The organism is Bradyrhizobium semiaridum, assembly GCF_020329505.1.
Lineage (GTDB): Bacteria > Pseudomonadota > Alphaproteobacteria > Rhizobiales > Xanthobacteraceae > Bradyrhizobium > Bradyrhizobium semiaridum.
Genome location: NZ_JAGKJJ010000019.1, coordinates 159,651 through 174,024, shown reverse-complemented (window position 1 = coordinate 174,024; position 14,374 = coordinate 159,651). Strand labels below are relative to the sequence as shown.

12 protein-coding genes are annotated in these 14,374 nt (G+C 65.8%); 10 read left to right on the top strand and 2 right to left on the bottom strand.

Going from position 1 to position 14,374, the window contains the following annotated elements; all coding sequences use genetic code 11:
- Positions 1 to 28 precede the first annotated feature (28 nt).
- The 3 genes from J6500_RS21575 to J6500_RS21565 all read left to right on the top strand — a co-directional run bounded on the left by J6500_RS21575 (position 29) and on the right by J6500_RS21565 (position 4,075).
- Entirely contained in the window at positions 29 to 1,000 is a 972-nt protein-coding gene (locus tag J6500_RS21575) for an NAD(P)H-dependent flavin oxidoreductase (protein ID WP_225714693.1), read from the top strand.
- 5 nt (positions 1,001 to 1,005) lie between these two features.
- Positions 1,006 to 1,779 (top strand): thioesterase family protein, encoded by a 774-nt coding sequence (locus J6500_RS21570; protein ID WP_225714724.1) that lies wholly within the window; start codon positions 1,006 to 1,008, stop codon positions 1,777 to 1,779.
- A 355-nt stretch (positions 1,780 to 2,134) separates the two neighbouring features.
- Entirely contained in the window at positions 2,135 to 4,075 is a 1,941-nt protein-coding gene (locus J6500_RS21565) for a hybrid sensor histidine kinase/response regulator (RefSeq protein WP_225714692.1), read from the top strand.
- Between the two features lie 274 nt (positions 4,076 to 4,349).
- Here the strand turns inward: J6500_RS21565 and J6500_RS21560 are convergent, their stop codons facing one another.
- A complete protein-coding gene (locus tag J6500_RS21560) occupies positions 4,350 to 5,912 on the bottom strand; it encodes an AMP-binding protein (RefSeq protein ID WP_225714691.1) in 1,563 nt (520 codons plus the stop codon).
- Positions 5,913 to 5,997: 85 nt separating this feature from the next.
- On the opposite strand from J6500_RS21560, the gene J6500_RS21555 reads away from it, so the two are divergent.
- From J6500_RS21555 to J6500_RS21545, 3 genes are all read left to right on the top strand, one after another.
- Positions 5,998 to 6,978, top strand: coding sequence for an NAD(P)H-dependent flavin oxidoreductase (locus J6500_RS21555; protein WP_225714690.1), 981 nt, complete (start codon positions 5,998 to 6,000; stop codon positions 6,976 to 6,978).
- Positions 6,979 to 7,130: 152 nt separating this feature from the next.
- The gene (locus J6500_RS21550) at positions 7,131 to 7,376 is read left to right on the top strand and encodes a hypothetical protein (protein WP_225714689.1); all 246 of its coding nucleotides are present in this window, start codon (positions 7,131 to 7,133) and stop codon (positions 7,374 to 7,376) included.
- Positions 7,377 to 7,485: 109 nt separating this feature from the next.
- The gene (locus tag J6500_RS21545) at positions 7,486 to 8,247 is read left to right on the top strand and encodes a hypothetical protein (RefSeq protein ID WP_225714688.1); all 762 of its coding nucleotides are present in this window, start codon (positions 7,486 to 7,488) and stop codon (positions 8,245 to 8,247) included.
- Positions 8,248 to 8,330: 83 nt separating this feature from the next.
- Here J6500_RS21545 and J6500_RS21540 read toward each other — a convergent pair whose 3' ends face one another.
- Positions 8,331 to 9,047: an O-methyltransferase gene (locus tag J6500_RS21540; protein WP_225714687.1), complete on the bottom strand. Its 717-nt coding sequence runs from the start codon at positions 9,045 to 9,047 to the stop codon at positions 8,331 to 8,333.
- Positions 9,048 to 9,080: 33 nt separating this feature from the next.
- On the opposite strand from J6500_RS21540, the gene J6500_RS21535 reads away from it, so the two are divergent.
- From J6500_RS21535 to J6500_RS21520, 4 genes are all read left to right on the top strand, one after another.
- Positions 9,081 to 9,737: a TetR/AcrR family transcriptional regulator gene (locus tag J6500_RS21535; RefSeq protein WP_225714686.1), complete on the top strand. Its 657-nt coding sequence runs from the start codon at positions 9,081 to 9,083 to the stop codon at positions 9,735 to 9,737.
- 96 nt (positions 9,738 to 9,833) lie between these two features.
- Positions 9,834 to 10,355 carry a hypothetical protein gene (locus J6500_RS21530; RefSeq protein ID WP_225714685.1) on the top strand — a complete coding sequence of 174 codons (522 nt, stop codon included), beginning with the start codon at positions 9,834 to 9,836 and terminating at the stop codon, positions 10,353 to 10,355.
- 507 nt (positions 10,356 to 10,862) lie between these two features.
- Positions 10,863 to 11,516 (top strand): cytochrome c3 family protein, encoded by a 654-nt coding sequence (locus tag J6500_RS21525; protein ID WP_225714684.1) that lies wholly within the window; start codon positions 10,863 to 10,865, stop codon positions 11,514 to 11,516.
- Entirely contained in the window at positions 11,513 to 14,374 is a 2,862-nt protein-coding gene (locus tag J6500_RS21520) for a 4Fe-4S dicluster domain-containing protein (RefSeq protein WP_225714683.1), read from the top strand. Before J6500_RS21525 ends, J6500_RS21520 begins: the two co-directional genes overlap by 4 nt.

The following is a 14,374-nucleotide window of genomic DNA, read 5'->3' as shown; positions in this document are numbered from 1 at the left end:
ACCGATAAACCGAGAGGATCCGCTTCCAATGTCCATGCCTGCTCTGTTCAAGGGCCGCCTGTCTCTTCCCGTGATCGGGGCACCGCTGTTCATCATCTCCGTGCCCGATCTGGTCATCGCGCAGTGCAAGGCCGGCGTGGTCGGCTCGTTCCCGGCGCTGAATGCCCGCCCGCCGGAACTGCTCGACGAGTGGCTGTACCGGATCAAGGAAGAGCTTGCGGCTTACGACAAGGTCCATCCGGAGCGGCCGTCGGCGCCGTTCGCGGTCAACCAGATCGTGCACAAGTCCAACAACCGGCTCGATCACGACATGGCGCTTTGCGAGAAGCACAAGGTGCCGATGATCATCTCCTCGCTCGGCGCGCGCGAGGAGCTCAACCAGGCCGTCCATAACTGGGGCGGCATCGTGTTCCACGACGTGATCAATCAGAAGTTCGCGCACAAGGCGATCGAGAAGGGCGCCGACGGCCTGATCCTGGTCGCAGCCGGCGCCGGTGGACATGCCGGCACAATCTCGCCGTTCCCATTCGTGTCGGAGACGCGGCAGTGGTTCGACGGGCCGATCGCGCTGTCGGGGACCATCGCCAACGGCCGCGCGATCCGCGCTGCGCGCATCATCGGTGCCGACTTCGCCTATATCGGCTCGGCCTTCATCGCCACCAAGGAGGCGAACGCGGTCGAGGGCTACAAGGACATGATCACCAATTCGTCGGCCGAGGACATCGTTTATTCCAACCTGTTCACCGGCGTGCACGGCAACTATTTGAAGCCGTCGATCGTCGCCGCCGGCATGGATCCGGAAAACCTGCCGACCTCCGATCCCTCGAAGATGAGTTTTGGCACCGATGCCTCAGGCGAGCGCGCCAAGCCGAAGGCCTGGAAGGAAATCTGGGGCTCCGGGCAGGGCGTCGGCAGCATCTCCAAGGTGGTGCCCGCGGGCGAGCTGATTGCGCGCTTCAAGAAGGAATACGACGAAGCGGTCGATCCGGCGCTCGCGTAATCGTGATGGAGCCGATCTTCCGCGTTGACGGCGACCGCGTCGTCACCAGTCCCGATGCCGCGGGTCCGTGGGACCCGCGGATGCAGCATGGGTCCGCGCCGGCGGCGCTGGTGGTCTGGGCGGCCGAAGCGGTTCCGACGCCGGTGCCGATGCGGATCGCGCGCGTCACCATCGACCTGATGCGCCCGGTGCCGGTGGCACCGCTCACGGTCGAGCGCGAGGTGCTGCGCGAAGGCCGCAAGATCCAGCTCTGCGGTGTCAGGCTGCTCGCCGACGGTGTCGTCGTGGTTTCCGCCAGCGTGCTCAAGATCAAGCGGCAGGCGGCCGAGCTGCCGCCCGACATCGCGGCTGTGCCGGTCGATTTGCCGGGGCCCGACGCGAGCATGGTGGAGCCGGGAAACCTTGCGGGCAGCCCGTTCGTGAAATGCATCTCGATGCGCGCCGCGCGCGGCCGCTTCGGCCAGATGGGACCGGGCGCGATCTGGTTCCGGGTCGATCGTCCGCTGATCGCGGGCGCCGCCGTCTCGCAGGCAATGCGCGCAGTGGTTGCCTCGGACTTCTCCAACGGCACCTCGCCGGCGCTGGACTTCCGCAACTGGACCTTCATCAACGCCGACCTTACGGTGAGCATGGCCCGCGAGCCGATCGGCGACTGGGTCCTGCTCGATGGCGAGACCTGGATCGGGCCCGATGGCGCCGGGCTTGCGATGTCGCGGCTGGCCGACCAGCACGGCTATTTCGGCCGTGCCGTCCAGAGCCTGGTGATCGAGCCGCGCTAAAGCATGATCCGGAAAAGTGCGAAGCGGTTTTCCCTCGCGACAAACGCGGGACGCGTTTGCGCGGAGATCATGCGCAAACAAAGAGCTAAAGCGCGATGATGATTCAACCAAACCTCACCGCGCTTTAGAAGCGGAGTCGCCCCAGCCTTGGCGGCGGCCCTGTTGTGGCCGTCTTTTTGCCGAAAATAATCCGGCGTGCCGGGAACGGTTGGCGGCCCCGTGAGTTCTGCCCGGCGGAAGGGGGTATCATGACGTGTGCCGATCCCGCCGCCGGTCTTTTGGCCAAGGCCATCCGGCGGTTTTGTGATTTTGTGTCGAACGGTGCTGGCGCCGCGCAGTCCGCAGGACGGTTGCAATGAGGCCCGGCCCGTCCTCGGAGCGTGCCGTCATCCTCGCCGCGAACGAGCGGGACGCTGTGAAGACGGCCCACCTGATCAAGGAATCCGGCTACTACGCCAATATCTGCGGCGATCTCGCCGAACTCGAGCACCAGATCGCCAGCGGAGCGGGCCTTGCCATCATCGCCGACGAGACGGTCAGGCACGCCGACCTTTCCGCCCTGACGCGCTGGCTCAACGAGCAGCCCTCATGGTCGGATTTCCCGATCGTGCTGATGAGCGAGGGTGGCGGGCCCGAGCGCAATCCGGAGGCGGCCCGGCTTGGCCGTGTGCTCGGCAATGTGACCTTCATCGAGCGCCCGTTCCATCCGATGACGCTGGTAAGCCTGGTGGCCGCGGCGGTGCGCGGCCGGCGCCGCCAATATGAGACCCGCTCGATCCTCGAGGATCTCACCGAGAGCGAGGGCCTGTTGCAGACCGCGCTCAATGCCGGCCATCTCGGCGCCCTGGAAATCCATCTGCCCGATTTCGAGCTCGAGGCGTCGCCGACCTGCAAGCGTTTCTTCGGCCGCACGCCCGGCGACCCCTTTACCTATCAGGACCTGCTGGACGCGGTTCATCCCGACGACCGCGCCCGCCGCAGCGAGGTCGTCGAATACACGCTGCGCACCGGCAAGGACTACAAGATCGAGTACCGCAACATCTGGCCCGACGGCAGCGAGCACTGGGTCGACGTGCGCGCCCGCGCGGTGCGCGGGCCGGACGGCAGCATCAAGTCGCTGGTCGGCGTCTGCTCCGACATCACCGCGCGCAAGACCGCGGAGATCGAGCGCGAGGCGCTGGTGGCGCAGCTCGCCGCCGAGCGCACCGCGCTGGCCGAGCTCACCGCGACGCTGGAGCAGCGGGTCGAGCAGCGCACCGCCGACCTCATGAAGGAGGTCGCCGCGCGCGAGCGGGCGCAGGAGCAGCTCCGTCACGCGCAGAAGATGGAGGCGATCGGCCAGCTCACCGGCGGCGTCGCGCACGACTTCAACAATCTCCTGATGGCGGTGATGGGCAATCTGGATCTGCTGCGCAAGCGCATGCCCGACGATCCGCGCCTGCATCGCCTGGTCGACGGCGCGCAGCAGGGCGCCGAGCGCGGCGCGGCGTTGACGCAGCGGCTGCTGGCCTTCGCGCGCCAGCAGGATCTGCGCGCGGTGCCGGTCGATCTCGGCGCACTGGTGCGCGACATGAGCAATCTCCTGGAGCGCTCGCTCGGGCCGCGCATCACGCTCCGGCTCGACATTCCCGAAGGGCTGCCGCCGGCCCATGTCGACACGAACCAGCTTGAGCTTGCGATCCTCAACCTTGCCATCAACGCGCGCGACGCGATGCCGGACGGCGGCGCGATCGACATCCGCCTCGCAGCGTTGCAGGCGAAGAACGATCCGGCGTTGCAGCCGGGCAATTATCTGAAGCTGTCGGTCGTCGACACCGGCACCGGCATGTCGCCCGAGGTGCTGAAGCGCGCGATCGAGCCGTTCTTCTCGTCCAAGCCGGTTGGTAAAGGCACCGGCCTCGGCGCGGCGGTGATCCTGCTGGTCGACGACGATCCGCTGATCGCGATGTCGACCACGGAAATGCTCGAGGATCTCGGCCACCGCGTGATCGGCGCCAATTCCGGGCCGCACGCGCTCGACATCCTCAGGAGCGATCAGGAGATCGACCTGATGATGACCGATCACATGATGCCCGGCATGACCGGCCTCGAACTCGCCGCCGCCTCGCGCGAGCTGCGGCCGCAGCTCCGCGTCCTGCTCGCCACCGGCTACGCCGAACTGCCCGACGGCATCCACGTCGACCTGCCGCGGCTGGCCAAGCCCTATCACCAGGAGCAGCTGCGCGAGCGCCTGGAGCAGTTGCTGGGCCAGGATGCAGCTTCAACCGCAGGCACCGAACTCTCTGCGTCACCCTGAGAGGGTGTGAAGCTTGTGCTCTCCGACCGCTGTCATCGCCCGGCCTGTGCGCAATTGCGCACATGGACCGGGCGATCCAGTACGCGGCAGCCTCTCGGCTCAATAACGACTGTCTCTGGAATACTGGATCGGCCGGTCCCGTCTACGCCAAGGCTTCGACGAGGCTTGCGATCTCGGGCACGCCGGAGCTTTAGCGGAGGCGGCAAGCCGGGCGGCGACAGCGGACGCCCGCAAGAGCGCGCTCCGCGGGATGACGGGATGAGGAGCGTCGCGCTCAACCCACCATGCGGTCGCGGCCGGCCCAGAAGCCGGCCTTCAGCGCTTTCTTGTCGACCTTGCCGACGCCGGTCATCGGCAGCTCCTTGACGAACTGGATCTGCTTGGGCGCATGCGCCGAGCCCTTCTTCGCCTTCACCAGGCCGATCAGCTCGTCGGCGTCCGGCATCGCGCCCTCGCGTGCCACCACGACGGCGGTGACCGCTTCGCCCCATTTCTCGTCGGGGACGCCGACCACCGCGACCATCGCGACGTCGGCATGCTGCGACAGCACGTCCTCGACCTCGCGCGGAAAGATGTTGAAGCCGCCGGTGACGATCATGTCCTTCTTGCGGTCGAGGATGAACATGTAGCCGCGCTCGTCCATGCGCGCGATGTCGCCGGTGTGCAGCCAGCCGCTCTTCAGCGTCTCGGCCGTGGTCTCGGGCCGCTTCCAGTATTCGGCCATCACATGGCTGGCGCGCACGCAGATCTCGCCGGCCTCGCCGGTCGCGATCTCCTGGTCGTCCTGGTCGAGGATCTTCACCTGGCAGGCGGAGATCGGGAAGCCGCAGGACAGGAACAGCTCCGGCGTCTTCGGATCATGGTCGGCCTTGCGCAGCACCGAGACCGGATAGCATTCGGTCTGGCCGTAAAGCTGCGAGAACACCGGGCCGATCCGCTCGATGCCCTCGACCAGCCGGCTCGGCGACATCGCGGACGCGCCGTACAGCAAAAGCTCCAGTGAGGACAGGTCGGTTCTGTCGAGCGCCGGATGATCCAGCATGACATAGATCATGGTCGGCACGAACAGCGTGAAGTTGATCTTCTCGCGTTCGATGGTCTTGAACACCGCCTCGGGGTCGAAGCCTTTCAGCATGTGCACGGTGCCGCCGCGGATCAGCGTCGGCAGCACCTTGGTGCCGGCGACATGGCTGATCGGCGCCACCGCGAGATAGCGCGGGGTCTCGGGGATCTCGAAATCGGCGAGGACCGCGGCGGCGAAGCTGCCATATTCGCGGTGGTGGCGCAGCGCGCCCTTGGATTTGCCGGTGGTGCCGCCGGTGTAGTTCAGGGTCGAGATGTCGTCGTGACGGGCGAAATTCCTCGGGCTGGCGCTGCCGGCGGCGTCGACCGCCTGCAGCAGGTCGGCGCCGTAGTCCGCCGGGCCGAGCGTGAACACGGTCTTCAGTCCCGCAGCTTTCGCCGCCAGCTCGCCGCCGCGATCGCGGAAGCTGACGCCGTCGACGATCAGCATCTGCGCGTCGGAATCCTCGAGCTGGAACAGCTGGTCGTCGAGCGAGCCCAGCGGATGCAGCCAGGTGATGGCGAGCCGCGCCAGTTGCGCGGCGACGCCGGCGCACCAGGTGTCGGCGCGGTTGGCGGTGAGGAAGGCGACGCGGGTGCCCGGCGCGAAGCCGAGCCGCGTGAACACGCTCTGGATCCGCCCGATCAGGTCGGTCGCACCCTGATAGCTGAGCGAGCCGCCCGGCCAGGCGAAGGCCGTGCGCCACGGATAGCGCGCCAGCGCTCGCAGGGTCTGCTCGCATACCGTCGGAAATGCGTAGAGCGCATCGCTCATCTCGTCGTCCCCCGCCTTTGTCTTTGGCTTTTGTCGTGCGAATGTTGGCGGCAACGCTAGCACAACGATTTCGGGTGGAAACAAATTGCCAGTTGCAGATCCTCTCGCTCGCTTCCGTGACCGGCTCCGGCTGCCGCTGATCGCCGCACCGATGTTTCTGGTGTCCGGCGTCGAGCTGGTGGTGGCGGCGTGCCGCAATGGCGTGATCGGTTCGTTTCCGACGGTGAATTGCCGTGAGACGGAACAGCTCGACGCCTGGCTCGGCGAGATCGCGCGTCGCTTGCAGGTGCATGCCGACGCGAGCGGCCGCACGGCGGCGCCGATCTGTCCGAACCTGATCGTGCACCGCTCCAACGCCCGGCTTGCCGATGATCTCGCCGTGCTGCTGCGGCACCGGCCGGAGCTGGTGATCACCTCGGTCGGCTCGCCTGCACCGGTGCTCGCACCGCTGCACGATGCCGGCGCGCTGGTGTTCGCCGACGTCGCCTCGATCCGCCATGCCGAGCGCGCCGTCGCCGCCGGCGCCGACGGGCTGGTGCTGCTCACCGCGGGCGCCGGCGGCCAGACCGGCTGGCTCAATCCGTTCGTGTTCGTGCGCGCGGTGCGCGGCTTCTTCGACGGCCCGATCGTGCTCGCCGGCGGCATCAGCGACGGCCACGCGCTGCGCGCCGCGGAGGCACTCGGCTGCGATCTCGCTTACATGGGCACCAAGTTCATCGCGACGCGCGAGAGCCTGGCCGACGCGAGATACAAGCAGATGCTGGTCGATGCCAGCGCCGACGATATCCTGCTGACCACCGCCTTCACCGGCCTCCAGACCAACATGCTGCGGCCCTCGATCGAGGCCGCCGGGCTCGATCCCGACAATCTGCCGGCACGCGGCGCGATCGATATCGGCAAGGACATCGACATCGGTGCTCGCGAAAGTCGCCCGAAGCGCTGGCGCGACATCTGGAGCGGCGGCCATTCCACCTCGGGCGTGACCGACGTGCCGGCGGTCGATGACCTCGTGGCGCGGACCCTCGCCGAGTACGAGGCGGCGAGCGCGCGGGTGAAGCTGGTCTAGGGCGCGACCCGGCGCTCGCCGCAAGCCCCGCACCGGGTCGGCGGCGTATGCAGCCGGGCCGACTTAACCCGCCATTAACCATGCCGGTCCCAACAATGGCGCCACAGGACGGGCCCCGCCGCCACGGCTGGCCGGCAATATGGAAATGCGACATGCCCCTTGAGGCGCACTCCGCCAAGATCCCCGCGACTCTCGACGAGCTCACGACCCGCGTCTTCTATGCCCTGCAGCGGCATCCGCTGTGCCGGCAGGTCGAATTCGACATTGTCAGCACCCCGCGCACCCGCCGGACCAACTGGACCGTCACGATGCGTTCGGTCCAGCCCGGCGGCCTGTGGACCGCCCATGAGATCGTCGCCGACATCCAGGAAGCCTACGAGCTGGCCGGAGCGGCCTGATTTTGGGCCGCTTCGGTACGAATTTCAGCCTCTTGCCGCCGCAGCGGCACGCTAACGCCGCATTTGGCGTTCAGCCTCCGGGCGATACCGGCCGGGAATGGAGACGCTTTTGAACAGGGCCATCACCCTCGCCGCGCTGACCTGCTTGCTCCTCGCCGGCGCTGCGATGACAGCCATTTTGGGCCGCGACACCCTGCCGGCGATGCCGGCCGGGCTTGCCGCTGCGCCTGCCGCCGATAGCGGGCCCGTCGCCAACCGGGCGAGCAAGCAGGACAAGCTCGCGGTCGCGGCGCTTGCGACTGCCGCCTTCGAGCCGGCGGCCGCTGCCGCAGCGCAGCCGCCGGCCCCGCCGTCGCCGCTCCAGCTCCGCGCACAGGCCAACATTCCCGGCGCTCCGGACACGCTGCGCCAGGCCTATGCTTCGGTCGAGCCGACCGATGTCGGCCTGCCGAAGCTCACCGATCCCGCCGAGGTCGCACCGAAAATCACCGACCAGCCGGTTCACGCGCCGGCCGTTGCCGCGCCGCCGAAGCCGAAAGCCGCCGCCAAGCCGGCGCCGCAGAAGAGCTACACGCTGCTTAGCGACGCGCAGATCGCCAACATCAAGGAGCGGCTCAAACTATCGTCGGACCAGGAGTACTACTGGCCGGCGGTCGAGACCGCACTGCGTGCCGTGGCGCGCAAGATCCACAGCAAGCGCCAAGGCGATGTCGCCGCAGGCAGCGTGCCGATCGATCCGGACTCCGCGGAAGTCCAGCAGCTGAAATCGGCGGCGATGCCATTGTTGTTCCAGCTGCGCGAAGACCAGAAGAACGAGGTGCGCTCGCTCGCGCGCCTGATCGGCCTGGAAAAAGTCGCGGCGATGATCTGAGCTTTGCGCTCGATCCGCATCGGCAGTTCGACGGCTTCAGCGAATCCGTATCGCCTTGAGCCGTTCTGCGCCGCAAGGCCAGTTCAGAGCCGCATCGACAGCTCGACGTCCTCGGCAAACGCCACCGACATGTAGCCGCTCTCCGGCGCGCGCACACGCGCCAGGTAATCGGCACTATAGTCGGCATTGTCGGCGACGATCAGTGCGCCCGGTTTGAGGCGGCTCTCCACGAGATCGAGGATGTCGGGATAAAGCGACTTGGCGCCGTCGAGCAGCACGAGGTCGATCATTTCGGGAAGATCGGTGCCAAGCGTCCTGAGTGCATCGCCCTCGCGGATCTCGACGAGGTCGAGCAGGCCGCCGGCGGCGAGATTGTCCCGGGCACGCGCCACCTTGGACGGCTCGAACTCGCTGGTGATGAGACGTCCGCCGCCATTGTCGCGCAGCGCCGCGGCAAGGTGCAGGGTCGAGATGCCGAACGAGGTGCCGAACTCGACGATGGTTCGCGCGCGGCTGCTGCGCGCCAGCATGTAGAGCAGGGCGCCGGTCTCGCGCGAGACCGCGAGCGGGACGTGCTTCAGCCGCCCGTAGAGTTCGCGGTAGCCCGTCTTGCTCCGCATCATTGTGTTCTGCTCGGCATCGGAGAGATCGGCCACGGCGAGGCTGGTCGCCTCCGCCGCGGCGGAAGCTTCCTCGAACAGGCGATCAAGCAGGCCCGCGAGCGTGGGTGTGATGAGGGTGGTCGTTGTCGGTCTCCGGTCAGCGCGTGCTTGCGCCTCGCCAGAAATACGAATAATCATTCGCATTCGCTAATCGCATTCCCAGATACGTCGATGGCCGGCCGCCGAAGTCCTTCAATCTCCTCACGAAAACAACCGCAACAGGCCCGCTCGACCGAGCTGGTTGCGGCCATTCTCGATGCCGCTGTTCAGGTTTTGACGAAAGAGGGCGCGCAGCGCTTCACCACGGCGCGCGTCGCCGACAAGGCCGGCGTCAGCGTCGGTTCGCTCTATCAATACTTTCCGAACAAGGCCGCGATCCTGTTCCGCCTGCAGAGCGACGAATGGCGGCAGACCACTGGCCTGCTGCGCGGCATTCTCGAGGACGCCGGAAAACCTCCGCTCGAGCGGTTGCGCGCGCTGGTACACGCCTTCATCCGCTCCGAATGCGAGGAGGCCGCGATGCGTGTCGCGCTCAGTGATGCCGCCCCGCTCTATCGCGACGCGCCCGAAGCCCGCGAGGCGCGCGCCGCAGGTGAGCGCGTCGTTGAGGCCTTCATGCGCGAAGCCTTGCCGCGGGCGCCCGACGCCGTGCGCGCAATGGCGGGCGAATTGATCACCACGACGATGAGCACGGTGGGCAAGAATTTTTCGGAAAGCCCGCGGACGGCAGCGGAGATCGCGACATATGCCGACGCCATGGCCGACATGTTCTGCGCCTATCTCTCAAGTCTCGGGAGGCGGCGAGCGCCTCGTGCATTGCCTCCCTAGCCTGGCCGCGCCCCGGCCGCAATCGAACCAGCGGTTCTCACGGAACTGGATTGTCGCCGCAGGGATTTCGCGTCGCTCCAGGCCCAAGATAACCTTGTGGCGCGTCGGCAAACACTTGGTTCGACGCCGCGTATTCGCGGCGTCGGTGTTTCGGAACATCGCCCCTGCTCGCACGTTGCTCGCCCGGACGAGGAGGCGAGCCCGACGAAGCCGGTGACGGTGGCGCCGGCACCGCAGCCGCAGCAACCGCAGCCAGGTCAATCGGACCTTGTTGCGGCAACGCCGCCCGAGCCGGCCGCCGCACCTGATCGCACGCAGCAGGCTTCATCGCCTGCACCGGGTACGCAAACTGCCGCGCGCGAGCCGTCCGCGACGTCCGAGATCAGGAATGCGAACGCAAGAGCCCGCGAAGCGGACGTCAGGCGTGCAACTGCCGAGAAACGCCGTGCCGAGCGGCGTCAGCGTTGGGCCGAACGCCGCCGCATGCGTCAGGACGACGACCTGCGTGACGTCGAGCAAAGGGTGCGGGAGGCCACCGACGGGCCGCATCTCCTTGCAGCCGACCCCGTCCGGGTTGAGACCTCGCGAATGGGCCTGTTCGAGACGGATGGCGAGTAGCGGCAAGCCGGCGCCGATATGCGCACCCACCCGCATGGTGCCTTCGACAAGGTGGGCCGATATCAGTTTTTGAGCGACATTCTGTGGCATCTGTCCGGTGACTGAACAGTAATTGCTCCTTATGGTCGGCGCGTTGCTATCGCGTCTTCCTCGACTTGCGAGATCAGGAGTTGCATCCGGAGCGCACCGCTCTTGCCGAGGCGGAAGATTCTCGCCCCGAGTCATTCACGTAGACGTGTTCGCCGCGGTTGTGTGCGGAGCCGAGAGGAACATGCGTACCGGGGCCCGCTTGTTTAGTGCTGCAGACGGTCGTTCGACCCAACACGCCAAGATCCCGAGCGGGGTGCGCTGGCCAAACCAGCGTCACGCCCAGACGAAAGCCTATCCGAACGATCCTGGTGCGCCGCGTTTCGGAATTGGAACAACGATGTTTTGGTCGCGTTGGGCGGTCGGGTTGCTGGCATCGGCAAATCTGGACGGCCGATCGGTAGGCGAGTTGAACAGCGGATGCCGCAGTTATTCCGACCCTATGCAGATACGGTCGCGCGTAGCGTTCTTGTCGCTATTGTTGTCGTCCCTGTTCTGGGGATTGCAATCGCCTACTGGGTGTCAGCCTCGGAATATACCACCGGTCAATCGACCTTCGTCGACCAACCGGTCCCCTTCAGTCACGCCCATCATGTCGGCGGACTCGGCCTCGATTGCCGCTACTGTCATACGGGCGTCGAAGTGTCGCCGGTCGCCGGCATTCCCCCGACGCACACCTGCATGACCTGCCACTCTCAGCTCTACACCCAAGCAGCGATGCTAGCACCGGTTCGCGAGAGCCTCGCCAACGATCGGCCGATCCACTGGAACAAAGTCAACAGGCTTCCCGACTACGTTTATTTCGATCACTCGATCCATGTCGCGAAGGGAATTGGCTGCACGACATGTCATGGATCGGTCGCGAGCATGCCGCTGATGCGGCAGGCAGCGCCGCTGACCATGGGATGGTGTCTCGATTGTCATCGCAATCCTGCGCCGAACATACGGCCACGCTCCGCTATGTTCGATCCGTCTTGGAATTTTCCCGATGATCAGGCCGAACGGGGCATCATCCTCGCCCATCAATATCTCCACAACAAACATCTCGCCGACTGTTCGGTGTGTCATCGATGAGCAAGCACGCCAAATCGTCCGGGGATATCAGGCGCGGCGAGCCGCCACTTGAATTCGACCTCGACCGCCGTTCAGCTCTAAGGCTGTTTGTCGGTGGAGTTGCGGCCGCGCTCACATCCTGCGGCAAGCCGCCGGAGGAAATCGTCCCCTATGTTCAGATTCCGGAGCGAGAGACGCCCGGCCTGCCGCTGCAATTCGCAACCGCATTGCCGCTCGCGGGCTACGGACGCGGTGTCATCGTCACTTCGGTTGAAGGACGCCCCATCAAGGTCAACGGCAATCCGCGCCACCCGGCCAGCCTCGGTTCTACCGATCTCTATGGTGAAGCAGCGATTCTCTCGCTGTACGATCCCGACCGGTCGAAAGCGCCATACAGCAGCAAACGGATTCAGTCCTGGAGCTCGCTCGAGGCAGCGCTGCGGCCCCGGCTCGACCGCCATCGAACCAAGCAAGGCGAGGGTCTCGCGCTCCTCACTGGACGCATTACGTCACCGACCCTGCTGGCGCAAATCGAGGCGCTAACCAAGGCGATGCCACTGATGAGGTGGTATCGCTACGAGCCGGTCGATGATGACGCCGTGCGGGGCGGCGCGATGCTGGCGTTCGGCCAGGCAGCGACGATGTTGCCGCGCTTCCGCGACGCCCGGGTCGTGCTTGCGCTCGATGCTGATCCGATTGGCTTTGGCCCGGAACAGGTTCGTTTCGCGCGCGAAATTATCGAGGCGCGACGCCCGCGCGCGCCGGACGAGTCGCTGCGCCTCTATGCCGTCGAGCCGGATTGGAGCTTGACCGGAGCGCTTGCCGATCACCGCCTTGCGCTGCAGCCCGAGCGGATACGCAATGTAGCAATCGAGATTGCCCGAACGCTTGGTGCCGGGTTGGAGGAGCCAGGACTGCCCGAAGAGGCGAGCCAATTCGCGAAGACCGTCGCGGCGGATCTTTCCGCGCGGCGCGGTGCGGCCCTGGTGCTGGCTGGACCGCGCCAGCCGGCCGACGTACAGGCGCTGTGCCACTGGATCAACGCGCAACTGCTGGGGCCGGCGGATTTCATCGCGCCGGTGGACCGTGTGGCCACGGGTCACAGCGAATCGCTGCGCAGCCTCGCCTCCGAGGTTCGCGTGGGCGGTATCGAAACGCTGATCGTCATCGGCGCAAATCCCATCTACGACGCCCCGGGCGATATCGGATTCGGCGACACCGTCGCGAGAGTGCCGTTTGCCGTACATATTGGATGCTATCGCGACGAGACCGCCGAACGTTGCACCTGGCATGCTCCGCTGACGCATGTGCTGGAAGGTTGGTCCGATATCAGGTCTTTCGACGGGACTGCGAGCATCATCCAGCCGCTGATTCGTCCGCTCTACGACAGCCGAGATGTGCACCAGATACTTGCAATGCTGCAGGGAGAGTTAAGCGCTTCTTCCCTGGATATTGTTCGCAACACCTGGAAAACGGCGGGAGGCAACGACTGGGACGGCTGGTGGCGGCAGACCCTGCAGGACGGCGTGGTCCCCAACACGGCTTCCGGGAAAATTTCGCTGCCGGAGCCGAGATTGCCGCAAGTCGCGCCGGCGGCCCCCGCCGAGAACTACACCCTGATCCTCTCGCCGGATCCGTCCCTCTTTGACGGCAGCATGGCGAACAATGCCTGGCTGCAAGAATGTGCCAAGCCGTTCACACGACAGGTCTGGGGTAATGCACTGCACCTCGCCGAAGCCGACGCGCACGACCTCGGCATGACAGATGGCGATGTGGTGCAGCTCAAGCGCGGGGAAGCCACGCTCGAAGCTGCGATCTTCGTCCGTCCCGGCCAGGCGACGCGCGTGATATCGACAACGCTTGGCTACGGCCGCACCCACGCGGGCAGCATCGGCAGCGGGGTCGGCTTCGACATCTATCGGTTGCGCCAGGCAGATACGCCGTGGCTGAGCGCAAACGTCACGATAAGCAAAACCGGGCGCCGGGAAAACCTGCTGCGGACGCAGCACTTCTTCGAGCTCGAGGGCGAAGCGGAGGAACTGCAGCCTCGACTGACATTGGCCGATTTCGCCAAAGGCAATAGAGGCGATTTCAAACTCAACGCACCCGATGCCAATCTGCCCACGCTCTATCCCGCGCCGCAGTACGATACCTACGAGTGGGCGATGGCGATCGACGTTTCGGCCTGCATTGGTTGCAACGCCTGCGTTGTCGCCTGCCAAGCAGAAAACAATGTACCGGTCGTCGGTCCGGAGGAAATTGCCAATGGTCGCGACATGCACTGGCTGCGGATCGACGATTACGTTGTGGACGGGCGGCCCGGTTTCACCCCCATGCCGTGTATGCACTGCGAGCATGCGCCGTGCGAGCCGGTCTGTCCGGTGGCGGCGTCGATCCATGATAGCGAGGGCCTGAATCTTCAGGTCTACAACCGTTGCGTCGGCACCCGGTTCTGTGAGTCAAACTGTCCCTACAAGGTCCGCCGCTTCAACTTTTTCGGTTACGCCGACGGCCAGGAATATGCCAACCTCGGCGCCGAAATCACCAAGGCCGTCTTCAATCCGGACGTCTCGGTGCGCAGCCGTGGCGTGATGGAGAAATGCACTTACTGCGTCCAACGCATCAGCGGTGCGCGCCGTGAGGCCGAAAAGGAAGGCCGGAACGTCCGCGAAGGCGAAGTGGTGACCGCGTGCCAGGCCGCATGCCCGACACAGGCGATCAATTTAGGCAATCTTTCCGATCCGAAGGCGAATATCCATTCGTTGCGCACTGACGCGCGAAGCTACGCATTGCTCGGCAATCTCGGCACCCGTCCCCGCACCACCTATCTCGCCCACGTGCGAAATCCAAATCCGGATTTTGGGAAGGCGCGGCGATGA